This is a genomic window from Vreelandella sp. L-15 (genome assembly GCF_056857635.1).
Map to the genome: position 1 here is coordinate 1 of NZ_JBSXNN010000022.1, position 24120 is coordinate 24120.

General features: G+C 54.8%; 17 protein-coding genes. 16 read left to right on the plus strand and 1 reads right to left on the minus strand.

Features of this window, described 5'->3' with window-relative positions:
* Nucleotides 1-163 precede the first annotated feature (163 nt).
* The 3 genes from AC13CY_RS01795 (at nt 164) to glyA (ending at nt 2911) form a co-directional block, all read left to right on the plus strand.
* Nucleotides 164-655 carry a DUF6036 family nucleotidyltransferase gene (locus AC13CY_RS01795; RefSeq protein WP_332102966.1) on the plus strand — a complete coding sequence of 164 codons (492 nt, stop codon included), beginning with the start codon at nt 164-166 and terminating at the stop codon, nt 653-655.
* Between the two features lie 2 nt (nt 656-657).
* On the plus strand, nt 658-1086 hold the full coding sequence (locus AC13CY_RS01800) for a hypothetical protein (RefSeq protein WP_044630554.1): 429 nt from the start codon (nt 658-660) through the stop codon (nt 1084-1086).
* Nucleotides 1087-1645: 559 nt separating this feature from the next.
* The gene (glyA, locus tag AC13CY_RS01805) at nt 1646-2911 is read left to right on the plus strand and encodes a serine hydroxymethyltransferase (protein WP_062362843.1); all 1266 of its coding nucleotides are present in this window, start codon (nt 1646-1648) and stop codon (nt 2909-2911) included.
* A 110-nt stretch (nt 2912-3021) separates the two neighbouring features.
* Here glyA and AC13CY_RS01810 read toward each other — a convergent pair whose 3' ends face one another.
* Entirely contained in the window at nt 3022-4461 is a 1440-nt protein-coding gene (locus AC13CY_RS01810) for a phosphomannomutase (RefSeq protein ID WP_483052227.1), read from the minus strand.
* A gap of 161 nt (nt 4462-4622) precedes the next feature.
* Here AC13CY_RS01810 and AC13CY_RS01815 point away from each other — a divergent pair, with 161 nt between their 5' ends.
* The 13 genes from AC13CY_RS01815 (at nt 4623) to AC13CY_RS01875 (ending at nt 23830) form a co-directional block, all read left to right on the plus strand.
* A complete protein-coding gene (locus AC13CY_RS01815; RefSeq protein WP_172514708.1) occupies nt 4623-5492 on the plus strand; it encodes a DUF4214 domain-containing protein in 870 nt (289 codons plus the stop codon).
* Between the two features lie 146 nt (nt 5493-5638).
* Entirely contained in the window at nt 5639-7393 is a 1755-nt protein-coding gene (locus AC13CY_RS01820) for a type I secretion system permease/ATPase (RefSeq protein WP_172514707.1), read from the plus strand.
* A 1-nt stretch (nt 7394) separates the two neighbouring features.
* A complete protein-coding gene (locus AC13CY_RS01825) occupies nt 7395-8774 on the plus strand; it encodes an HlyD family type I secretion periplasmic adaptor subunit (RefSeq protein WP_172514706.1) in 1380 nt (459 codons plus the stop codon).
* Entirely contained in the window at nt 8774-10225 is a 1452-nt protein-coding gene (locus tag AC13CY_RS01830) for a TolC family outer membrane protein (protein ID WP_483052228.1), read from the plus strand. The genes AC13CY_RS01825 and AC13CY_RS01830 overlap by 1 nt, the downstream gene beginning before the upstream one ends.
* A gap of 15 nt (nt 10226-10240) precedes the next feature.
* Nucleotides 10241-11617 carry an undecaprenyl-phosphate glucose phosphotransferase gene (locus tag AC13CY_RS01835; protein WP_483052229.1) on the plus strand — a complete coding sequence of 459 codons (1377 nt, stop codon included), beginning with the start codon at nt 10241-10243 and terminating at the stop codon, nt 11615-11617.
* A 63-nt stretch (nt 11618-11680) separates the two neighbouring features.
* The gene (locus AC13CY_RS01840) at nt 11681-13120 is read left to right on the plus strand and encodes a mannose-1-phosphate guanylyltransferase/mannose-6-phosphate isomerase (protein ID WP_253504006.1); all 1440 of its coding nucleotides are present in this window, start codon (nt 11681-11683) and stop codon (nt 13118-13120) included.
* Between the two features lie 44 nt (nt 13121-13164).
* Nucleotides 13165-14304: a glycosyltransferase gene (locus AC13CY_RS01845; RefSeq protein WP_253504010.1), complete on the plus strand. Its 1140-nt coding sequence runs from the start codon at nt 13165-13167 to the stop codon at nt 14302-14304.
* 1 nt (nt 14305) lies between these two features.
* On the plus strand, nt 14306-15100 hold the full coding sequence (locus tag AC13CY_RS01850; RefSeq protein WP_253504013.1) for an ABC transporter permease: 795 nt from the start codon (nt 14306-14308) through the stop codon (nt 15098-15100).
* Complete coding sequence (locus AC13CY_RS01855) at nt 15100-16323, plus strand: ABC transporter ATP-binding protein (RefSeq protein ID WP_253504017.1); 1224 nt, start codon at nt 15100-15102, stop codon at nt 16321-16323. Before AC13CY_RS01850 ends, AC13CY_RS01855 begins: the two co-directional genes overlap by 1 nt.
* Nucleotides 16320-17648, plus strand: a complete 1329-nt coding sequence (locus tag AC13CY_RS01860; RefSeq protein ID WP_483052230.1) for an FkbM family methyltransferase — start codon at nt 16320-16322, stop codon at nt 17646-17648. The genes AC13CY_RS01855 and AC13CY_RS01860 overlap by 4 nt, the downstream gene beginning before the upstream one ends.
* Entirely contained in the window at nt 17645-21820 is a 4176-nt protein-coding gene (locus AC13CY_RS01865; RefSeq protein ID WP_483052231.1) for a glycosyltransferase, read from the plus strand. Before AC13CY_RS01860 ends, AC13CY_RS01865 begins: the two co-directional genes overlap by 4 nt.
* Nucleotides 21821-21859: 39 nt before the next feature.
* A complete protein-coding gene (gene gmd / locus AC13CY_RS01870) occupies nt 21860-22891 on the plus strand; it encodes a GDP-mannose 4,6-dehydratase (protein ID WP_253504026.1) in 1032 nt (343 codons plus the stop codon).
* The gene (locus AC13CY_RS01875) at nt 22892-23830 is read left to right on the plus strand and encodes a GDP-mannose 4,6-dehydratase (protein ID WP_253504031.1); all 939 of its coding nucleotides are present in this window, start codon (nt 22892-22894) and stop codon (nt 23828-23830) included.
* Nucleotides 23831-24120: the final 290 nt, after the last annotated feature.

Genomic DNA, 24120 nt, shown 5'->3' on the forward strand with positions numbered 1-24120 from the left:
GAACGGCCTGTTCCAGGCGGCTCGGTCACGCGCACGCGGCTACCGGAACGAGGCCAACTTCATCGCCATGATCTACCTGATTGGCAGCCCAGTGGGCCGCCTGTTCGATCAGGCCAAATCCACATGAAGTGACGAAGAACCAGAAAAGGGGGTCTTCCAGGCTATTGTATTCGGTGGCTGTGCGGTTCATATCCACACACAAGCTCGAGGCAGTGCCGATATTGACGCTGAGGTAGCATCACATGGATTGGCTAAGAAGTCTGATATTATCGCCCTTCTGGGCGAAGATGCCTATGTGTTTACCGATGATGCTGGAGTTGTGCAAATATTGGAGCTAGATATCAGCTTTAACACGACATTAGCTCCATTGCATGAAGATTATGAAGATCGTGTCATTCGGTTGATGATCCAAAGTCATGCCCCTAACGTTGAAGTCTATGTCGCGAGTGCGCTAGATGTGGCAATCTCAAAGCTTGGTCGTTTTGGCGAACGCGACCAAAATGATATTCAAACATTGTTGCAACTCCCCTATGTTGATATCGAAGAATTCGAACGGTTAGCTCGGGAAGCGATCAGTTACTATGTTGGCGATGAAACTCGTATTTTAGGTAATCTGAAAATGATGCTGGATGAGTATCATCATAGCGAGGGTTAAAGATGCAGTTTTCCGTCACGCATAAGCAGCTATATCGGGTGGGGGCTCGTCCCCTTGAGAGTGCTGTTGAGGATATCAAAAAGCTGGCTGATTCCATCTGGTATAAAGGGTATCGGCCTACTTGGAGAGAGCTCGAAACCCTCGCTACTGCTATGCCTCATGAGCAGTTCCAACGTTCGCTCTGTGTTCTTGAAATGCTGAGCCAATATCCTGTTTGTCACCGTGATACTGCGCTAGATTTACAGCAGATGACTCAGCGGTACCATCAGCAGTTGTTAGGAAAAGATGAGGTTTTAACACCGGGCCGATATTCTCCTAGCAAAAGATGGGGGCTAAGTGATACCACCGTATCGCTTCGAAAAGCCCTGCTACCTTTGCAAACACGTACTTATGCTGACAAACACAGCCGCTTCCACGGGCTTAGCGCCTGAAAGATAAGAAAGCCCTTGCAGGGTCCCATTGCCCACCGTCTCAATCATCGCGAGCTAAAGCTCCCTCCTACAACAAGCCTGATCGATTCCAAGTAATGTGCCCCCACCGTGGGAGGCCAATTTATTGGGCGACGGCGGCGCCAGCCGCCCTTAGCCTGCCGAGGCACCGGTGCCCTCATCATCGCGAGCTAAAGCTCCCTCCTACAACAAGCCTGATCGATTCCAAGTAATGTGCCCCCACCGTGGGAGGCCAATTTATTGGGCGACGGCGGCGCCAGCCGCCCTTAGCCTGCCGAGGCACCAGTGCCTTCATCATCGCGAGCTAAAGCTCCCTCCTACAGCTGGCCTTATCGATCAAGTAATGTGCCCCCCTGTGGGAGGCCAATTTGTTGGGCGACGGGCACGCATGGTTGTCCATTTGGTCAGAACTTTACCCGGCTCACAACATGAAACATGCTCATGCACCACCTGACGCGGATGCGATGAAAGTCGCGTCAGGCTGCGGTATGATAGCCGCCTCGCTTCTCCATGATGATCCTTTCTAACGAGGTTCCCGCCGATGTTCAGCCGCGACATGACAATTGCCGGATTCGATGATGCGCTGTTTGATGCCATGCAAAAAGAAGTGGCACGCCAAGAAGCCCACATCGAACTGATTGCTTCTGAAAACTACGCCAGCCCCCGCGTACTAGAAGCGCAAGGCAGCCAGCTGACCAACAAATACGCCGAAGGCTACCCAGGCAAGCGCTACTACGGCGGCTGTGAATTTGTCGATATCGCTGAAAACTTGGCCATCGACTACGCCAAGCAGCTGTTCGGCGCGACCTATGTCAACGTGCAGCCGCACTCTGGCTCTCAAGCCAACAGCGCTGTTTTCCAAGCGCTGGTCACACCGGGCGACACCATCCTCGGTATGAGCCTAGACGCGGGCGGCCACCTGACTCACGGTGCCAAGCCCAACTTCTCCGGCAAGCACTACAACGCCATTCAGTACGGCCTGAACGAGCAAGGCCTGATCGACTACGACCAAGTCGCTTCCCTGGCCCGTGAACACAAGCCGAAAATGATCATCGCCGGTTTCTCCGCCTACTCACAAATTGTGGACTGGGCAAAATTCCGCGAAATCGCCGACGAAGTAGGTGCTTACTTACTGGTGGATATGGCGCACGTTTCTGGCTTGGTCGCTGCTGGCGTTTACCCTAGCCCGCTGCCCCACGCCCACGTGGTCACGTCCACGACGCACAAAACTCTGCGCGGCCCGCGTAGCGGCGTGATTCTCTCAGCCGAGAACAATCCGGACATCGAGAAGAAGCTGCAGTCGGCAGTATTCCCCGGTGGCCAGGGCGGCCCGCTGATGCACGTCATCGCCGCCAAAGCGATCTGCTTCAAAGAAGCCATGGAGCCCGAGTTCAAAACCTACCAGCAACAGGTGGTTAAGAACGCTCAAGCCATGGCTAAGGTATTCATGGATCGCGGTTACGACATCGTGTCCGGCGGTACCGAGGACCACCTGTTCCTACTCTCGCTGATTAAACAAGGCGTGACTGGTAAAGATGCGGACGCTGCCCTCGGCCGCGCGCACATCACCGTTAATAAAAATGCCGTACCGAACGACCCGCAAAGCCCGTTTGTCACCTCTGGCCTGCGTATCGGCACCCCGGCAGTCACCACGCGCGGTTTCGGTGAAGAGGAGTGTACGCAGCTGGCAGGCTGGATTTGCGATATCCTCGATGTACTGGCCAAAGGCGAAGACACCAGCAGCGTCGAAGCCCAAGTGCTTGATAAAGTCGCTGAAGTTTGTGGCCGCTTCCCGGTTTACAAATAAGCTGATTGTCAGTAAGTTCGTGTTAAGGCTCTCTCACAGTCTCTCCTAGGCTACGGAAAGCCCAAGAAACGGGCACCCTCAAACAGGGTGCCCGTTTCTTGTTGGCTGACTTAAAGCGGGAGGGTAGCTAGCGCCCGCAAACACTTTTGTACCAATGAAGAGGCTTTGGCCTGTTCATCAGATTCACAGTAACAGCGCAGCTCAGGGGCATTACCCGAAGGGCGAAGGTGAACGATATCCCCATTATCCAGCGTGGCGCGAAGGCCATCGGTGGTATCAATATGGGCCACCGACGCCTCCAACCCTAGTACTTGCACTAAGGTAGCTGGGGAGGTTTCCCACTCCGCCAAAAGCTCACGGCTTTTCTCGGTGGGGAACTCCGTTAAGCGATCACTCGCCGTATAACGGGCAGGCAATTCAGCGAATAGCTGAGAGAGCGGAACCGCTTTTTCAGCTGCCATTACCATTAGCGTGAGTGCAGGCAGCAGAGCGTCGCGGGTGGGTAATGCTGCGAGCTGGCGTTTATCCTCCTCCAGCGTACTGCCCAGTAAAAAGCCGCCGTTCGCCTCAAAACCCGCCACGCGGTTAAAGTCTGCTGAAAGCGCTGCCATGCCCGCCAATACATAAGGGGAGCCAATGCGTGTGCGCGCGACTTTCTTAAAAGCACCGCACTGCTCAATGACAGTATTACAACTCACCGGCACTGCCAGTGCCTCAATATTCAATGCGCGAGCGCATAGCAGCCCCACGATATCGCCACGCTGCCAAGTGCCCGTTTCATCGCCCACTAACGGCCTGTCGCCATCGCCATCGGTAGAAAGCAGGGCGTGTAAATGATGCTGTTTTGCCCAAGCGCGCCCTTTGGCTTGATCTTCTTCACTGACCGCTTCGGTATCAACCGGCACAAACGCATCGCTGCGGCCTAGCGTTACCACTTCCGCCCCCAGCGTTTCCAAAATATGCGCGTTTAGGTCACGGCCCGCTGCGGAATGCTGGTAAAGGCCAACCCGCCAGCCTGTTAGCGGCTCACCAGGGAACCAAGTGGCAAAGCGCTCCGCATAGGCTTGGTTAGCGGCATCCGATACCTCATTGCGCTCAACGGCAGCGAGTGAAGGCATAGCAGCATCGGCCTGTAAAATAGCCGCTTCATCCTCTTTGCTAATCTCACCATCTGGGCGGTAAAACTTAATCCCGTTACGGTCGAAGGGAATGTGGCTGCCGGTAATCATAATGCACGGAACGCCATCGGCCATGGCCTTCAGCGCCAGGGCGGGCGTAGGCAGCACGCCATAATCATCCACTGCCAATCCCATCGCCTTGGCGGCGCTGGTGCAAGCGGCAGCCATGCCAGGGCTGCTCGGGCGGCGGTCCAACCCCAAGGCAATGCGCTCAAATGTAAATGAACGCTTCATAGCGGAAATGAAGGCCACGGTAAAGGCCGCGCATACTTCGTCGGTGAACTGCTCCACCAAGCCACGTGCGCCGCTAGTGCCAAAGGCAATGCCACTTTGATTAATAATCTCGGAAGTAGAGCGAGATAAACTCAACATGAATCTCCCTGTGCAATATGGATCAGTCGCCATTATCGAAAGCATAAACAATAAGTTTAACACCCTTACCCGTCGGCGCTATGCAATGACAATGAGTTGTCGTGAAAGCGTCACGCTTTCGTCACTGTTGCATAGGTAAGCTCAAGGAATAGCAGCAATGCTTGAACCAAAAAGTACTTGAGCTAAAAAGGGAAGGGGTCGTTATCAATATCACGCGTAGCACGCTGCTGGATGTGCTTGAGCACGCGGTGGCTGCTTCAGCGCCGAGCGTAACAGCGGGGCAGTTTGCTCAAGTAGGCGGCATTCAATATAGCTACGACTGGAGCCAGCCCGCTGGCGAACGTATTCAGAGTGCCGTTATCCTCAATAACGATGGCACTGTGAATGATGTGCTTGTTGCTAATGGCAGTTTGGTTGGTAATGCCGAAGATACTATTAAAGTCGTTACGTTAGGCTTCCTGGCAGACGGTGGCGATGGCTACCCACTAGGAGAGGGTACCTATCAAAGCCGTCTAGATCTGATGGATGCATTTACCGACGATGGCCAGTTCACGTTTGCTGATAAAGGTACAGAGCAAGATGCTTTTGCAGAGTATATGGCCGCTATGTTCAGCGAAACACCGTTTAGTGAAGAAGAAACACCCGCCAGCGAAGACCTGCGTATTCAAAACCTTAATGAGCGCAGTGAGCTGATCTTCGATGAGCCAGTTGATCCGCTGCTACGCTTGTACGACGCGTCATTTGACCGAGAAGCTGATAGCCAAGGGCTAGCCTACTGGGTTGAGAAGAATGCCTCAGAAAGTCTGGGTGATATTGCCAATAGCTTTATTAACTCAAGTGAATTTAATAGCCAGCATGGCAATCTAGATAACAGCGAATTTGTTGAACTAATGTACGCTAACGTTCTCGAAAGAGCCTCTGACGCAGCAGGAAAAGAGTACTGGCTCAATGAGCTAGACGGTGGTGCAGAAAGAGGAGCAGTGATGATTGGTTTCACAGAATCAGAAGAAAGTATGCTACTGCTAGGTTGATTCTGCCTTCCTTAAAGAGCTGTTTTTTTTCAGTCTGATGGCTCTCCTCGCCAACGTCCCTACCCTTGGTAGGGGCGTTTCTGTTATGCTGCCGCGATTAGTTTTACCTGCACTTGACGCCTTTTCGATTCAACGGTGACCCCTTCATGGCAAAGCAACAGGAAGCAACGGATCTGCAGCGCGCGCTAAAAGCCTGCAAAGGTTCGTTTGTATCGGTCGGTTTTTTCAGTATGTTTGTCAACTTACTGATGTTAGTACCGCCGATGTACATGCTCCAAGTGTACGACCGCGTACTCACTACCCAAAGTTTCGACACCCTGCTCATGCTTACTTTGGTAGTGGTGTTCCTGTTTATGATTATGGGTGGGCTGGAGCTGGTACGCTCGCGGATGCTGGTGCGGGTAGGCAACCGGCTAGATACCGCCATTAACGAGCGCCTTTACAGTGCCATGTTCCGCCGCAGTTTGGTCGCACAAGGCAGCCAAAGTGCCCAACCGCTGAACGATCTAACCAGCCTGCGCCAGTTTCTGACCGGCAACGGCCTGTTTGCCTTTTTTGATGCCCCCTGGGTGCCGGTTTACCTGGGCGTACTGTTTCTATTCCACCCCTGGCTGGGCGTGTTTGCCACCTGCGCGGGGGGCATCTTGCTAGCGCTGGCCATTGCCAACGAAAAGGCCACCAAAAAGCTCCTCGCAGACGCCAACAGCGAGCATATTCAAGCTCAGAATCTAGCTAACTCAAACCTGCGCAACGCCGAAGTGCTGCACGCCATGGGCATGTTGCCCGGCATTATGGGGCGCTGGTCGAAAAAGCATCACGAGTTTCTATCCAAGCAGTCCCAAGCCAGCGACCGTGCCGGTGCGCTAACTAACACCTCCAAAATACTCCGCCTGCTGTTTCAATCGCTCATTCTAGGCTTAGGGGCGTTGCTGGTATTAAGGGGTGAAATGACCCCCGGTATGATGATTGCAGGCTCGATTCTGATGGGGCGGGCATTAGCACCTATCGACCAAATGATCGGCGGCTGGAAAGGCTTTGTTGGCGCCCGTGGCTCCTACGAGCGCCTAAACGAACTGCTCACCCAAATCCCCAGCGAGCAGCGCAAAATGTCGCTACCCGCGCCTAAAGGTGAAGTAGCCCTGGAAGGCGTAGCCGCAGCCCCCCCCGGTGCCCGCATGGCGACCATTCGCGGTATTAACTTCTCCGTACCTAAAGGTGAACACGTCGGCATTATCGGCCCAAGTGCGGCTGGTAAATCGACTCTGGCGCGGGTGCTGTTAGGTATCTGGCCCTCGCAAGTGGGCGACGTACGCTTAGATGGCGGTGTTATTACCCAGTACAACCGCGATGAAATTGGCCCCTATATTGGCTACCTGCCCCAGGATATCGAGCTGTTCGACGGCACGATTAGCGAAAACATCGCCCGCTTTGGCGAGATAGACCCACAGAAAGTGGTCGATGCCGCCAAGAAAGCGGGCGTCCATGAAATGATTCTGGAGCTGCCGAACGGCTACGATACCATCATTTCCTCCACCAGCGGCGCGCTATCCGGCGGCCAGCGCCAGCGTATTGGCCTTGCTCGTGCGCTTTACGGCAACCCGGTGCTGATCGTACTGGACGAACCCAACGCCAACCTGGATGACGCAGGCGAGCGTGCTCTGGCACAAACCATTGCCCAGCTAAAAGCGGAAGGCACCACGCTATTTGTGATTAGCCACCGCACCAGCGTACTGAAAAGCATGGACAAACTACTGGTAATGAAAGAAGGCCAGGTCAGCATGTTTGGCCCCCGCGACCAAGTGCTAGCCCAATTTGCCAAAAAGCCACGCTCCCAAGTGAGCCAGCAGAACTCGGCACGTTTATCAGCAATACCCGGCGGTCGCGGAGGTGAGGAGAAGTAACATGAGCAACGACCAACGCAACCTACCCGCAAACCGGGAAATAGACGTCACTCCCAGCGGCCCCGCCACCATTGATGGCGAAGCCTCGGAAAAACTACCCACCAGCGACAAAGGTTACCGCAGGTTAGGGTATGGCATTCTGCTGGTTGCCCTGGGCGGTTTTGTTCTGTGGTCAATAACGGCCTCGCTAGCGATTGCTGTGGTAGCGCCAGGCAGTGTTTCTATTGAATCCTTCAAACGCACCGTACAGCACCTGGAAGGCGGCATTGTGCGCGAACTGCTGGTCGAGGATGGCGACAAAGTAGAGGCCGGCGAGCCGCTAATTGTGCTAAGTGACACCCAGGCGCGTTCGCAGCTGGAAATTGCCCGCTCGCAATACCTCATCAACCGCGCCATGGAAGCCCGCCTGCTAGCCGAGCAAGAAGGGGCAGAAATGATGGTGATACCTGAAGATATTCAAGACGCCGACAGCCCCCGCGTGCAGCAGATTATTGCCGTACAGCAAAGCCTGTTCACGGCGCGCCGCCAATCGCTGATCAGCACGCTGGAATCCCTGGATGAGCAGATCATCCAGATGCAGGAACAAATCGACGGGCTAGAGCAGCGCATTTCGGTGAATACCCAGCGTATCTCCTCGCTACGCTCGGAAGCAGAAGACTTCCGCTCGCTCTACCGTGAAGGCCTGGGCGACAACCAGCGCCTGCGCGAGCTAGAGCGCCAAGTGCTGCAGTACGAAGGCGACAACGCCGAATTCCGCGCCAACATCGCCCAGCTGCGTTCGCAAATCAGCGAAAACCGAATGCAAAAAGAGATTCAGCAGCAAGAGTTCCAGAAAGAAGTGGGCGAACAGCTGCGGGAAGCCCAGGCGCAAATTGCCCAAGCCGAAGAGCAGATTGTCTCGCTGAGCGACCAAGTAGAGCGCACCGTGATTACCGCACCGGTTTCCGGCACCGTGGTAGGCCGCCAAGTGAACACGGTAGGCGCGGTGATTCGCGGTGGCGATACCATTATGGAGGTAGTGCCCTCTAACGATGGCTTTGTGGTGGAAGCCCGCATTCCCACCCGCGATATCGACAACATCTACATCGGCCAGTTTGCCGAGATCCGCTTTAGCGCCTTCAACCAGCGGCTGACCGATGTGATTGACGGCGAAGTGATCCATGTCAGCGCCGACAGTTTTGAAGATGAAGCCACCGGCGAGCGCTACTACCGTGCGCGGGTTCGCGTGACCGAAGAGGGTTACACGCAAATGAACGAACACATGCAACTGCTCTCGGGTATGCCGGCTGAAGTGATGATCCGCACCGGTGAACGCACCTTCGCCAGCTACATTGCCAAACCCATCACCGATATGCTGGCACGCGCCCTACGCGAGGACTAATGACACAGATGCTAACACGCCTCACTCCGTTGGCACTGGCTATCGGCATGCTCGCGGCACCTTATGCCCACGCCCAGCAAGACCCGCCCGCAGGCAACGAGGCGATGGCAGAGCTAGCCGCCTTAGAGCAAAACAGCGAACTGCCCGCAGCATTGCCATCGCTGCCCGAGCTATTTGCCCGTGCGTTAGAGCACGACGCCGACCTCTCCCGCCAGCGCTATGAGCTAGCCGCCACGCGGGAAGAAGTTCCTATGGCGCGCTCGCAGCTGCTGCCGCAAGTCAGCGCCACCGGCGGCTACCTATGGCAAGACTCCACCAATATTCAAACCTCACCTGATGATTTTGGCCTCGACCAGCCTGCCCAGCGCCCAGGAGAGATAGAAGAAGAGTATTGGCAGCTGCAGCTACAGCAGCCGCTGTTCAGCCTAGAGCGCTGGCGCGGTATGGATGTCGCCAGCGCCCAGGTGGATGCGGCAGAGCTGCAGCTTGCGGTGGTGGAACGGGACCTCGCCCTGCAAGTAAGCGAAGCCTACGTGCAAGCCTACCTCGCCTCCCAACGTTTGGGGTTGTTGGAATCCCAGCAGGAGTCGTTAGAGCTGCAGGTGCGCCAAGCACAGCGAGCCTTTGATTTAGGCGTAGGCGACCGCATTAACCTGCTGGAAGCTCAATCGCGCCTAGACCAAGCAATATCGGATGCCGTGCTGGCAGAGAACGAGCTGGATAACGCCCTAAGCACCCTGGAACGGCTGACCGGCACGCTGCCCGAGTTTCGTGGCCTAGCGGTAGGGGAGCTATCAGAAGTGACCCTGCAAAACGAATGGGGCAGCCAGGATGACTGGATTGCCCGCACCGGCCAAAATTTAGACGTGTTGCTTGCCCATCAAGAGCAGCGCATTTCTGAAGCTGATGCAAGCACCCGCCGGGCAGGCTACTACCCCGAGCTAAACCTCAACCTCAGCTACTCCGACCGCCAAAGTGACGATGAGCTAAGGGAGAGCGAAGACTACCGCGCCAGCGTAGAAATGAGCGTGCCCATTTACCGGGGCGGCTATACCACCGCCAGTGTGCGCCAGGGTGAACGGCGCATTGATGCCAGCCAAGCAGCGTTTGATAACCAGCGCAATTTAGCGGTACAAGAAGTACGCCAGCGGCTACGCTCATTAAATGGCCACGTACGCCGTATTGAAGCGCTGAAACAGGCCATCGCCTCTAGCGAGCTGTTTCTGGAAGCTGCTGAACGTGGCGAACAGCTTGGCCTGCGCGATTTAGTCGACGTACTGGATGCCCGCGCAAGCCTGTTTGACCAACGCATACAGTACGTAGACACCATTGGCGAGTATGCCCTGGATAGCCTAGCGCTACAGTCAGCGGTAGGTGAGCTAAGCAGCGATGACTTATCAGGCGTTATGAACCTGCTAGCATCATTAACAGTAGTTGATGGCGCAATCTAGGGACACAATGACGGCATGGCTGTAACAAAAGGTACCCAAAGTAACGATTGGCTCAGGCGTGCCATGCGCTGTTTTGATGCAGCTATCGCCATGCTCGTTTCGCTTACCACGCTATGGTTAATGCCTCATGTGACGGCGGTAAGCGATGATTATCTTTTTCTCATCGTCATTGGCAGCTTGCTGCTTCCCGCAGTAGGGGAGCTGATCGGCTTATACCAACCATGGCGCGGTCGCAGCCTCTACACCATGTTAGGCACCTATGGTTTAAGCTGGATTGCCGCGATAGGGCTGATTAGTCTTCTTTTGGTGGCTACCCAAACAACGTCTAGTTTTTCTCGGCTATGGATGGGGCTAACGGCGCTAACGGTGCTGTTTATTGGAAGCGCGGTGCGCACCGCGCTATACGGCTATCTTCGTCACGTCCGCTCATCAGGTAGAAACCTTAAGCGGGTCTTGGTGGTTGGGGTTCCTGACAATATTGCACTGTTGGAAAAACGCGTCGTTGAGCAACCTCAGGCTGGGTATTTAATTGTCGGCCACCACATCGACACCGGCGATGAAGCGTTTATTTCAGAGATGGAAGCCTTTGCCACTCACAACATATTTCAGCGCTCTTTCGATGAAATATGGCTAGGCTACTCCCTGGTAGAAGGTGATCGTGTTCGCCAGCTCATGAGCCTGTTTGCGGGTATTCCTACTACCATCCGCTTCTTTCCAGACCTACCAGATGTTCGCTTACTGAATCATCGTATTGCTCAAGTAGCAGGGCTCTACTCCCTGGAACTCAACTACACCCCCCTTAATGGGCCGATGAGGATAGTCAAAGCACTGGAAGATCGGCTGTTAGGCTTAGTGCTGTTTATCATCTTTTCGCCTGTCATGGTAGCGGTTGCTATTGCCATAAAATGGCAAATGGGCGGCCCTGTGCTGTTTAAACAAGAACGACACGGCTTGGATGGTAAATGCTTCAAAATCTACAAATTCCGAACCATGAAGCCACATAACAGCAGCACGACACAGCAAGCAACACACGCTGATCAGCGTATCACGCGCCTGGGTAGCTTTCTGCGGCGCACCAGCTTAGATGAACTTCCACAGCTCTATAACGTCCTACAAGGCCGCATGTCGTTAGTTGGGCCAAGGCCACATGCCATGGACCACAACGACCACTACAAGGACCGCATTGATATCTATATGCAACGGCACCGAGTGAAACCCGGCATGACTGGGTGGGCACAGGTGAACGGCCTGCGCGGTATTACCGACGACGTAAAGCTGATGCAAAAGCGTGTCGAATACGACCTTTATTACATAGAGCGTTGGTCGTTGGGGTTTGATTTGAAAATTTTAGCGATGACATTAACCCGCGGATTTATCAACACCCAGCCTTAAGTAGCTCGCTATACCAATGCCCGCGACGGCTTATCAAAAGATATATGTTTTCAAGGAGGATGTATGATTTTCCCCGTTATCCTATCTGGTGGTTCAGGTTCACGACTCTGGCCTGTGTCACGCGAGCACTACCCCAAGCAGTTTTTAAACCTGCACAAGGAAGACCGCAGCCTATTACAGGAAGCAGCGCAGCGTCTAAATAATGTCGAAGATACCGGCACACCGATCGTAGTGTGTAACGAAGAGCATCGGTTTTTGGTTGCAGAGCAGATGCACCAAATAGGCCAGCAAAATACACAGATTATTTTAGAGCCCTGTGGGCGAAACACTGCCCCCGCGCTTGCACTAGCCGCATTGGCAGCGCGCAGCGTTAGTGCCGATGCTGAACTGCTAGTAATGCCCGCAGACCACGTCATAAAAAATGAAACAGCATTTGCACAAGCGGTCGCAAAAGGGCGCGCACTAGCTGCTGGTGGTAAGTTAGCCACGTTTGGCATTACCCCTAGCTCACCGCAAACAGGCTATGGCTATATACGCCGTGGTAACAGCCTAGATGAAGGCTACGCCGTGGAAGCCTTTGTCGAAAAGCCCGACCTAGCCCGCGCAAAGCAGTACTTAGAAAGCGGCGAATACCTATGGAATAGCGGCATATTCCTGTTTAAAGCAAGCGACTACCTTGCCGCTTTGAGTCAGTTCGCTCCCGATATTCTAGAAGTATGTGAGCGCGCCTTTGAAGCTCGCAGCGAAGACCTCGACTTTTTGCGGGTTGACCAAGAGATATTTACCCAATGCCGCAGTGAATCCATCGACTACGCGGTAATGGAACAAACCAAAGACGCTGCGGTAGTACCTATGGACCCCGGCTGGAGCGACATTGGTGCCTGGGATGCCCTGTACGCCCTCAAAGCTGACGAAGACACAGAAAATGGCAACGCCGTGCATGGCGATGTCATGCTACATAATACGCATGACAGCTTAATCCACAGCGAATCACGCCTTGTGGCCGCCGTTGGCGTCAGCAACCTAGTGATTGTGGAAACCGACGACGCTGTGCTAGTAGCCGACCGACACCAAGCTCAAGACACCAAACTGATCGTCAATGCCCTAAAAGCTGCCGGACGCAAAGAGTCCCAATCGCACCAGCGTGTATACCGCCCCTGGGGTAACTACCGCACCATGGTGCTCACCGACAGCTTTCAGGTCAAAGAGATCGTCGTTAATCCCGGTGCCAAGCTCTCCCTACAAATGCACCACCACCGCGCAGAGCACTGGGTAGTGGTGCAGGGCACGGCGAAAGTAACCCAAGGAGAAGGGCACGGCGACCTCAGCAAGCTAAAAAGTTTTCTGCTCTCGGAAGACGAATCAACCTATATCCCCTTAGGTACAGTTCATCGCCTTGAGAACCCGGGTGTGATTCCCTTACACCTTATCGAAGTACAAACCGGCTCTTATTTAGGGGAAGACGACATCATTCGCTATAACGACGAGTACGGTCGCGAATAACGCTTGCGCACACCTACCGCCGTGAATAGGAGCCAATAACGGTAATGAAAGTCGCCATTGTCCACGACTGGCTGACCACTTGGGCCGGGGCAGAAAAAGCCCTGGCCCAATTGATTGCCTGTTACCCCGATGCAGAGATATTTACCACCGTCAACTTCCTGAAGACGGAGGATATTCCCTGCCTAACGGGCCGTACCATCCATACCAGTTTTATTCAAAAACTCCCCGGTGCACGTAAACACTACCGGCGTTACCTACCGCTCATGCCACTAGCGGTAGAGCAGTTTGACTTGAAAGGGTTTGATCTCATTCTCTCCAGCAGCCATGCGGTTGCCAAAGGTATTATTCCTGACCCAGCCGCTCTGCACGTTTGTTACTGCTACAGCCCCATGCGCTACGCCTGGGACATGCAGCATCAATATTTACGTCAGTCAGGCAATGAAAAAGGGCTCGTGGGAATGCTAATGCGCTGGCAACTGCACCGCTTACGCCAATGGGATTACCTAAGCGCCCAGCGTGTAGACCACTTTATTGCCATATCGGCCTACATTCAGCGTCGGGTTGAGCTGTTTTATCGTCGCTCTGCCGAGATAATTTACCCGCCCGTCGATATTGAAAAATTTAACGCACACCGCCAGCGAAGCGACTTTTATCTAACCGCAGCGCGAATGGTGCCCTATAAACGTATTGATTTAATTATCGAAGCATTTAACCAAATGCCTGATAAAAAGCTGGTAGTGATCGGAGACGGCCCCGACTTTGCCAAGCTAAATGCTCAAGCAGGCCCTAACGTGAAGCTACTGGGCTACCAGCCCGATAGTGTGCTCATTGATCATCTGGAGCGTGCTAAAGCATTTGTCTATATGGCAGAAGAAGATTTCGGCATCTTGCCGGTTGAGGCGCAAGCAGCTGGGGCGCCCGTCATTGGCTATGGCAAAGGTGGCTTGGCAGAAACCATAGTGCACCAGCAAACAGGCCTGTTAGTTGAAGCACAAAGTAGTACAGCGCTAAAGCAAGGTGTTGCACAGTTGGAGCAGCAACAACAGCCAGATAGCCAACAGCGAATGGCCAGTCTCTGCCGACAGAACGCGCAACGATTCGCAAACAGTGAATTTACTCAAGCCATGCAAAACAGCATCGCGACAGCCTACAGCGCTTTACATTCAGCAAAAAATCGAGGGTGAAGTGGAAGCATATATTCGACAGTTATGGACGTACCGAGGTTTTATACTCGGTAACGTAAAACGTGATTTTCAGAGCAAATACCTAAACTCCATATTAGGTGTGGCATGGACAGTGATACAGCCGCTCTCCATGATCTTTGTCTATACACTCATTTTCTCCCAGATCATGCAGGCCAAGTTGCCAGGAGCCGACGAAGTGTACGGCTACAGCATCTACCTGTGTGCTGGTATTTTAACCTGGGCGTTGTTCTCAGAGATCGTCAACCGTTGCCAGAATGTGTTTCTTGAAAACGCAGGAATGATCAAAAAGATCAGCTTTCCGAAAATTTGCCTGCCTGTCATGGTGGTCATTAACGCCTGTATCAACTTCTGCGTTATTTTCGGCCTGTTCTCTCTATTTTTAATCATTTCGGGCAACTTCCCTGGCTGGGTCTACTTGCTGCTGCCCATCATACTTGCCATTCACATTATGTTTTCGGTTGGGCTAGGGATGACCCTGGGCGTGCTCAACGTATTTTTCCGAGATGTTGGTCAGCTGTTTAGCGTCGTGCTGCAATTCTGGTTCTGGCTCACGCCTATTGTTTACCCCATTACCATTTTGCCCGAAAAATTTCAGGCGTTTATGGAAATCAACCCCATGGTGGGCTTGATGTCGGCCTACCAAACGATCTTAGTCTCTGGGCGCATGCCCGACTGGTCAGCGCTGGTGCCTATCTGTGTGCTGGGTATTTTATTTTGCATCAGCGGCATGATCTTGTTTAAAAAGCACAGCGGCGACATGGTGGATGAACTCTAATGGGAAAAATTAGCATTAACGGCTTGGGCAAAGCCTACAAAGTCTATCCCAATCGCTCCGCCCGTTTAAAAGAGTGGGTTATTCCCGGCAAGCAAACACGCCACGAACTCAAGTGGGTGCTTAAAGATATCTCGTTTCACGTAGAACCGGGAGAAGCGGTTGGCATTATCGGGATCAATGGAGCCGGTAAAAGTACGCTGCTGAAAATGATTACTGGCACCACCAAGCCCACCACCGGCAGCGTTGAGCTAGTGGGCCGCGTGGCTGCCTTGCTAGAGTTAGGGATCGGCTTCCACCCAGATTTTACCGGTCGGCAAAATGCCTACATGGCAGGCCAACTGCTGGGCTACAGCGTAGAAGACCTACACCGGTTAATGCCCGCCATTGAAGAGTTTGCTGAAATTGGCGATTACATTGACCAACCCGTGCGTGTTTACTCAAGCGGCATGCAAATGCGCTTGGCATTTAGTGTGGCGACGGCGCATCGCCCAGATATTCTCATTGTTGACGAAGCGCTCTCGGTAGGGGATGCCTACTTTCAGCATAAAAGTTTTGATCGCATTCGCGCGTTTCGTGAGCAGGGCACAACGCTACTACTCGTCTCCCATGACAAGCAGGCCATCCAAAGCATTTGCGACCGAGCCATCATGCTCAACGCAGGTAGAAAAGAGCTGGAAGGCACGCCAGAAGAGGTGATGGATTACTACAATGCCATGCTGGCGCAAAAAGCCAACAGCCGCCTGGAGCAAGTCGCCCAGGACAACGGCCGAGTGCAAACCGTCTCAGGCACTGGTGAAGCCACAGTAAAAGATATCGCGCTATACAACATGGCCGGAGAGCCGGTAGACACCATCAACGTGGGTGAAAAAGTTACCCTAAACGTGGTGGCCGATGTCCACCAAGACCTACCACGGTTAGTGCTCGGTTACGGCATCAAAGACCGCTTGGGACAGGTCATGTACGGCACCAATACCCAGCTCACCGACCAAGTCATCTTCAATGTTAAGAAAGGGCAGACCGTCACATTCAGCTGCACTTTCAGTGCCGATTTAGGACAAGGCAGCTACTCGGTACAAACAGCGCTGGTTAGCACCGATACTCACCTTGTGGATAACTACGAATGGCGCGATTTAGCACTGGTCTTTAACGTTCTCAATATCGACAAGCACCACTTTGCTGGCTGCAACTGGATGCAGCCCACCATAGGGGTCCAAGTTCAATGAGTTTTGTTTCCTACGCGCAGAATTTTGAAGATGTCATGCTCTGGCGTGCACTCGGCTCCATACAAAACGGCAGCTATATTGATATTGGTGCCCAAGACCCCGTAAAAGACTCCGTCAGCCTTGCCTTTTACCAGCACGGCTGGCGCGGCTTACATCTAGAGCCAACTCACCAATATGCCACAGCGCTACAACAAGCCCGCCCTGACGAACGCGTACGGCAAGCCGCAGTAGGCAGCGCACCAGGCCAGCTAACGTTTTACGAGTTTGCTGATACCGGGCTATCAACGGGCGATCAACACATCGCCCAGCAGCACATTGCCCAAGGCTACACGCCCACCACTCATACGGTAGAGGTGGTCACGCTTGATCAACTGCTAGAAGAGTGGCAACAAGAGCACCGCAGCGGCTCACTCCACTGGCTTAAAATCGATGTTGAAGGCATGGAAGGGGAAGTAATAAAAGGCTGGCAAAACTCGCCAGTACGCCCCTGGGTCATTGTAATAGAAAGCCACGCACCGGGCTCTCAGCAACATGCCCATAACGCTTGGGAAAAAGCCCTCATTGAAAAGGGCTACCAGTACGTTTACACCGACGGCATCAACCGCTTTTATCTTGCTGAGCCGCACCTAGCGCTGGCCGACGCATTTGCCTACCCGCCCAATGTCTTTGACGAGTTCGCGCTGAGTGGGCAAGCCAGCCACGCCTTTTGTAACGAGGTAAAGCACCAGGTACACCTCACCGAAGTGCGTGCCGCCGAAGCAGAAGAAAAGCTCTACCACACCAACCTGCGTTTACAAGCCTCCGAGCGTGTCGCACAGGAGCTAAAAGACACCACACTGCGCCTGGAAGCGAGCAACCAATACTGCAACGTCTTAGTGCAAGAGAATGCAGAGCAAGCGCAAACCATCGCAGCCCTGAAGGCAGACATTCACCAACTGCTGAATAGCCGCTCATGGCGTATTACTTATCCCCTACGTATCGCCGCCAAGCCACTCAAGCAGTTGAAACACAGCGTATGGCTGTTAAAAAACGACCCCACACAGTTTAAAGCCAGCACCAACCGTAGGGCTGACCAAGGGCTAAAGTGGCTAGCATGGCAAGTGGCCAGCCGCCCAAGGCTCAAAAAAACGGCCATGGCGATACTCAAGCGGGCTCCCTGGTTATTTGAACGCCTCACCCGGCGCTTAAATCGCGCCGCCGTACAAAGTAACCACGACAAGCAGCCGCTGGCATACCACCAAGCCAAACTGACCGCCCGCGCTCGCCAACTGCAGCACACGCTTACCCGAACACCGCCACGCGCCAACAGGGAGTCGCGCACATGAAAATCGTCATTGACATGCAAGGTGCCCAAGCCCAGAGCCGCAAGCGTGGCATAGGGCGTTATACCCTGGCGCTAGTGCGTGGCCTGGTGCGGCAGCGTGGTCAACACCAATTAGTGCTGCTGCTCAACCGCCGCTTTAAAGAGAGCTGTGACAGCCTGATTGAAGAGTTTGCACCCCAAATAGGGCGCGACAATATACAGTTATGGACAAGCCTAACGCCGGTACACCAAGTCGATACCGCCAACCAAGCGCGTTGGCAAGCCGCTGAAGCTCTCTATGAAAATGTACTAGGCGCACTCAATCCCGATATGGTGCTGATAACCAGCCTGTTTGAAGGGGTAGGGGACGACGCCGTGACCAGTATTAAAGCATGGCGCAGCGACTATCCAGTGGCCGCTATACTTTACGACCTGATCCCCCTGCTGCACCCATCACCCTACCTGGACAACCCAGCCCATGCCCGCTGGTACCACGAAAAAATACACCACCTAAAGCAAGCCGACCTGCTGCTCTCGATTTCCCAAGCCACACGGCAAGAAGGGCTGCAGCACTTGGGAATGCCCGACAGCGCGATTACCAATATATCCTCAGCGATAGACGACCTGTTTATCCCCACCGAGGTGAGTGACGAGCGCCAACAAGTACTGCGTGCCCACTACAGCATCCCCAGGCCCTTCGTGATGTACACCGGAGGCATCGACCACCGCAAAAACGTCGAAGGACTCATACGCGCCTTTGCCAAACTTCCAGAAGACCTACGCCAACGTCACCAACTAGCCATTGTGTGCGCCGTTCACGCACCTGAAAAAGAGCGCCTTCACGCCCTGGCAAAACGACACGGCCTTCGCGAAGACACCCTGGTGCTAACAGGCTACGTACCAGAGCAAGACCTGTTAGAGCTATATAACCTTTGCGAAGTGTTTGTCTTCCCCTCATGGCACGAAGGGTTTGGCCTACCCGCCCTGGAAGCCATGTCCTGCGGCGCCCCGGTTATTGCCTCTAACACCACTAGCCTTCCAGAAGTAGTCGGGTGGGAAGAAGCCCTGTTTGACCCCCACAGTGAACAGGCCATTGCGGAAAAAATTACCCGCGTACTCACCGACGACACCTTCCGCGCGACGCTAAAACAGCATGGCCTAGAGCAGGCCAAGCACTTCAGTTGGGACGCCACCGCCAAAGCAACGATCAACGCCATGGCCGCGTATGTGCCAAGCGATCATAGCGCAACACCCCCAGCGGATAGCCCCGCCAAGCCCAAGCTTGCCTACGTATCGCCATTGCCCCCTGAAAGAAGTGGCATCAGCGACTACAGCGCCGAACTGCTGCCCGAGTTAGCAGACTATTACGATATTGATCTCATTATCGACCAGGCAGACCTCGACCCCGCCGTTCAACAGCACGGCCCGCAACGAGACGCCGCCTGGTTACGCGACCACGCCCACGAATATGACCGCGTGCTCTACCACTTCGGCAACTCATCCTTTCATCAGCATATGTTTGACTTGCTTGAAGCGGTCCCAGGCGTGGTCGTACTTCACGACTACTACCTATCAGGCATTATTGCCCACCGTGAATGGTTTTTCGGCCTGGCCAACAGCTGGGTACAAGCACTTTACGAAAGCCACGGCTACCATGCCGTGGCTGAGCGCTGCCACCACCCGGATGCCGCTGAAATTGTATGGCGTTACCCCTGCAACCTGCGCGTATTGCAGCACGCGGAAGGCGTGATTGTTCACTCGCCAGCGAGCACCCGGCTCGCCAGCCAATGGATATCGCCATCGGCCGCCGAACGCTTCACCACCATCCCCCTCTTGCGCCAACCCCCAAAAGTGCAAGAGACTCGCGATGCAATTCGCCAACGGCTGGCGCTCCCGCAAGAGAGCCTCATCGTCGCCAGCTTTGGCTTTATTGGCCCCACAAAGCTCAACCACCGCTTAGTGGATGCCTTTTTAGCCTCAACGCTTGCGCAAGACCCCAACTGCTACCTGCTACTGGTAGGCGATACTGGCCAAGACACCTACGGCCAAGAGCTGCACCAGAAAATTCGTCAGGCAGGGCTAGGTGAACGCCTGCGCATTACCGGCTGGAACGACGATACCGATTACCATCGCTACTTAGCCACCGCCGATATCGGCGTACAGCTGCGCACCCGCTCACGCGGGGAAACCTCCGCAGCCGTGCTGGACTGCATGAACTATGGGTTAGCCACCATTGCCAACGCCAACGGCAGTATGGCCGACCTACCCAACGAGGCCGTGCTGAAAATTGCCGACGACTTCACCGATGCAGAGCTGATCAGCGCACTGGAAAGCCTGCACCGCGACTCTGCAAAGCGCCAAGCACTAAGCCAAGCCGCCACCCACTGCCTGCGCACCCAGCACGACCCCGCCAGCTGCGCCAAGCGCTACGAACAGGCCATTGAAGACGCCTACCAGCAGCGTATCAACCGTGCAGAAGCCATTGCCCACACACTCCAACGGCACCTGCCCACCGTTACCCAGCTCAGTGAAGCCGATACCTGCCAGCTAGCCGCCTGCCTGGATGCCAACTTTCCCGAACAGCCCCGGCAAGCCGTGCTGCACATTGATATCACCGAACACCTAAATACCCCCGGCAGCCAGCCTCTGGCCACCGCGCTACTGGCGCACTGGCTGCGCGAACCACCGCGCCACTACCGGGTAGAGCCCGTCTACGCCAATGCCGAAGGCAGCTACCGCTATGCCCGCCAGTATGCGCTGACCACGCTCAACTGCGACCCCAACCTGCTGGATGACGACCCTATCAGCCCCCGCGAAGGCGATGTCTGGCTGGCGCTAGGCCTCAGCGAAACCCACCAGCAGCGCGTCGCGGAACATACCCAATGGCTAGATTACCAAGGAGTGCACCTCGGCACGGCCAGCGCCCAACAGTTACCCGGCACGCTGGCAGAGCAAACCGCCACGCTGGTCAACCTGTTAGCACCGCTACCTAGTGCGCCCTCGCTATGGGTGGATATTTCCGAGCTGGCCAAACAAGATGTGAATACCGGTATTCAGCGGGTAGTGCGCAACATACTCGCGCAGTGGCGGGAAACAGCGCCCAATGGCTACCAACTACGGTTAATTGCCGCAGATGCCAAACAGCCAGGCTACTTCCACGCCACCCAATACCTACTGGCACACCAGGGGATGCCCGCCACGCTGCTACCCAACACACCCGCACAGCCGCAACCCGGCGACTGCTTTTTAGGGCTGGACCTTCAACCCGGGGTTGTCTCCCACCAGCGCGAGACCTACCGCCGTTGGAGAGAGCAGGGCGTGCATACCGCGTTTGTGGTGTACGACCTGCTATGCATTCACTACCCCGAATACTTCAGTGAAGGGGGCGAGCACAGTTTCACCCGCTGGCTGCACACCGTAGCGGAAAGCCAGCAACTGATCTGTATCTCCCAAGCAGTGGCCCACCAACTGCAAGCCTGGATAGCGCAGCAGCCTACTGCCGCCCCAGAACGAGTAACGCCACCGCAAGTGAGCTGGTTCCACCTGGGGGCCGAATTAGACAACCTGCCAAGCGACGCCCAGCCCGAAAAAAGCCCGCTGCCTGACGAGCGTCAGGCAGCCCCCACGTTACTCATGGTAGGCACCCTGGAGCCACGCAAAGGGCACCAACAAGCGCTCGCTGCCTGCGAGCAGCTCTGGCAAAATGGTCACGATATCAACCTTGTGATCGTAGGTAAGCCGGGCTGGCAAACCGAAGCGCTGTGTGAAGCGCTCAACCAGCACCCCGAAAAAGGGCGGCGGCTGTTTTGGTGGCAAACCTGCAGCGATGCCACCCTGGCTGCGCTCTACCAAACCAGTAGCGCACTGCTAGCTGCCTCCTATGATGAAGGTTTTGGGCTACCTTTAATTGAAGCTGCCCGCTACGGGTTAGCCATTATCGCGCGGGATATACCCGTCTTTAGAGAAGTGGCCGGGCAGCACGCCAGCTACTTCCAGGCGACAATCCCAGAAGCGCTTGCCCAAGCACTAGCTAACTGGCTTGCCGAGTACCGCGCAGGGCAGCATGCCCAATCGGCAGCGCTACCCTGGCAAACCTGGCAGGAGAGTGCTGCCCAATTAACAGCACGCCTACCCACGGCACGCCAAACGGCACCACTAAGCAATAGCATCGCTACGCACATTGCAGGCGAATAAGCAACGAAGCTTTATTAGCACGACACACTAGGAAACGTTATGAACGCAATTATTACCGGTATTACAGGCCAGGACGGCGCTTACCTCGCACAATTGCTGCTAGAGAAAGGCTACACGGTATACGGCACCTACCGCCGCACCAGCTCGGTCAACTTCTGGCGGATTAACGAACTCGGCATTGAACAACACCCCAACCTGCATTTGGTAGAGTACGACCTGACCGATCTCTCCTCCAGCATTCGCTTGCTGCAAAGCACCCAGGCCACCGAGGTCTACAACCTCGCCGCACAGAGCTTTGTGGGCGTCTCCTTCGACCAGCCGATCACCACCGCCGAGATCACCGGCCTAGGCCCGGTAAACCTGCTGGAAGCCATCCGCATCGTCAACCCCGCCATTCGCTTCTACCAAGCTTCCACCTCGGAAATGTTTGGTAAAGTGCAAGCGATTCCGCAAACGGAAACCACCCCGTTCTACCCCCGCAGCCCCTACGGTGTGGCCAAGCTCTACGCCCACTGGATGACCATCAACTACCGCGAATCCTACGACATCTTCGCCACCAGCGGCATTCTGTTTAACCACGAATCGCCCCTGCGCGGCCAAGAGTTCGTGACCCGTAAAATTACCGACACCCTAGCGAAAATTAAGCTAGGCAAGCAAGAGCGCCTAGAGCTGGGCAACATGGATGCCAAGCGCGATTGGGGCTACGCGAAAGACTACGTAGAAGGCATGTGGCGCATGTTACAAGCCGACAAGCCCGACACCTTCGTACTGGCCACCAACCGCACCGAAACCGTGCGCGACTTCGTCACCCTGGCCGCCAAAGCCCTGGATATCGAACTGGAATGGCAAGGCAGCGAAGAGAACGAACAAGGCATCGACCGAGCCACCGGCAAAGCCGTTGTAGTGGTTAACCCCAAATTCTACCGCCCAGCAGAAGTTGAACTACTCATTGGCGACCCAGCCCATGCCCGCGACGTGCTTGGTTGGGAGCCCACCACCAGCCTAGAAGAGCTTTGCCGCATGATGGTAGAAGCCGACCTACGCCGAAACCAACAAGGGTTTTCATTTTAAATGACCGCCAACGCCCCCCACACTACCAAGCCAGCCAAGCGTGTGCTGATTACCGGCAGCCAAGGGTTCACCGGGCGTTATTTGGCCGCGTTGCTTCATCAAGCGGGCTACTGCGTGCTGGGCACCTCCACCCGGGTACCGCCCAGCGGTGCAGGCGCACCAGCGGTGGCTCAGCTATATGAGATGGACCTGACCAACGCCGAGCAGGTGCGCCATGTGGTTAGCCAGGCACGGCCCGACTATGTGGTGCATCTGGCGGCCTCTGCCTTTGTGGGTAGCGGCAATGCCGATGCGTTCTATCGCACCAACGTGATAGGCACACGCCACCTGCTTGAAGCGCTGGCCGAAGGTGCCACCCAGCCGCGAAAGGTCATTCTTGCCAGCAGCGCCAACGTATACGGCAACCAGTATGAGGGGCAGCTTTCAGAGCACGCAATGTTAAACCCCGCCAACGACTACGCGGTGAGCAAAGTAGCGATGGAGCACATGGCATGGCTATGGGCCGACAAACTTCCCCTGCTGATTACCCGGCCCTTCAACTACACTGGGGTAGGTCAGGAAGAGCGCTACCTAGTGCCGAAGATAGTAGAACACTTTCGGCGGCGAGCCGACACCATTGAGTTGGGTAATATAAACGTAGCACGTGATTTTAGTGATGTACGCGCGATAGTAAGTGCTTACCAAGGGCTACTGGAAAACGATGCAGTTAACCAAGTGGTTAACCTTTGCAGCGGTACCAGCCACACCCTGCAAAGCATTTTTAACCTATGCGTAGAACAAACGGGCCATACACCCCAAATTGTCGTTAACCCTGCGTTTGTAAGAGCCAACGATGTAAAAGTGCTCTATGGCGACAATACCCGGCTAACGCACCTGCTGCCCGGCTGGGCGCCTACTCCTATGGCAGAAACGATTGCCTGGATGTTGAAAAAAGAGTGAACAAAACGGCCTAATTAGACTAATATGGCCCCTATTCACTGTAATACACTATGAGGCAGCGCTATCATTACCATCAGCATAAAAAAGTAGGCTTAAAAGGGGATAAGCCTCAGCCCTGCTTTAATGTGTTCTCTGGGCACACTGCTGCCTTGACAGTAATGAAAGACGGTGATGATATATGCCAGGTGGATAGCTTCGGGATGCTTTGGGCATGAAAGTGACCCCCCCGAATCTTTTGATTGCCCGGTGTATGGAATCTGAAGCTTATTTGCGGTAGTTTGCTTTTCGCA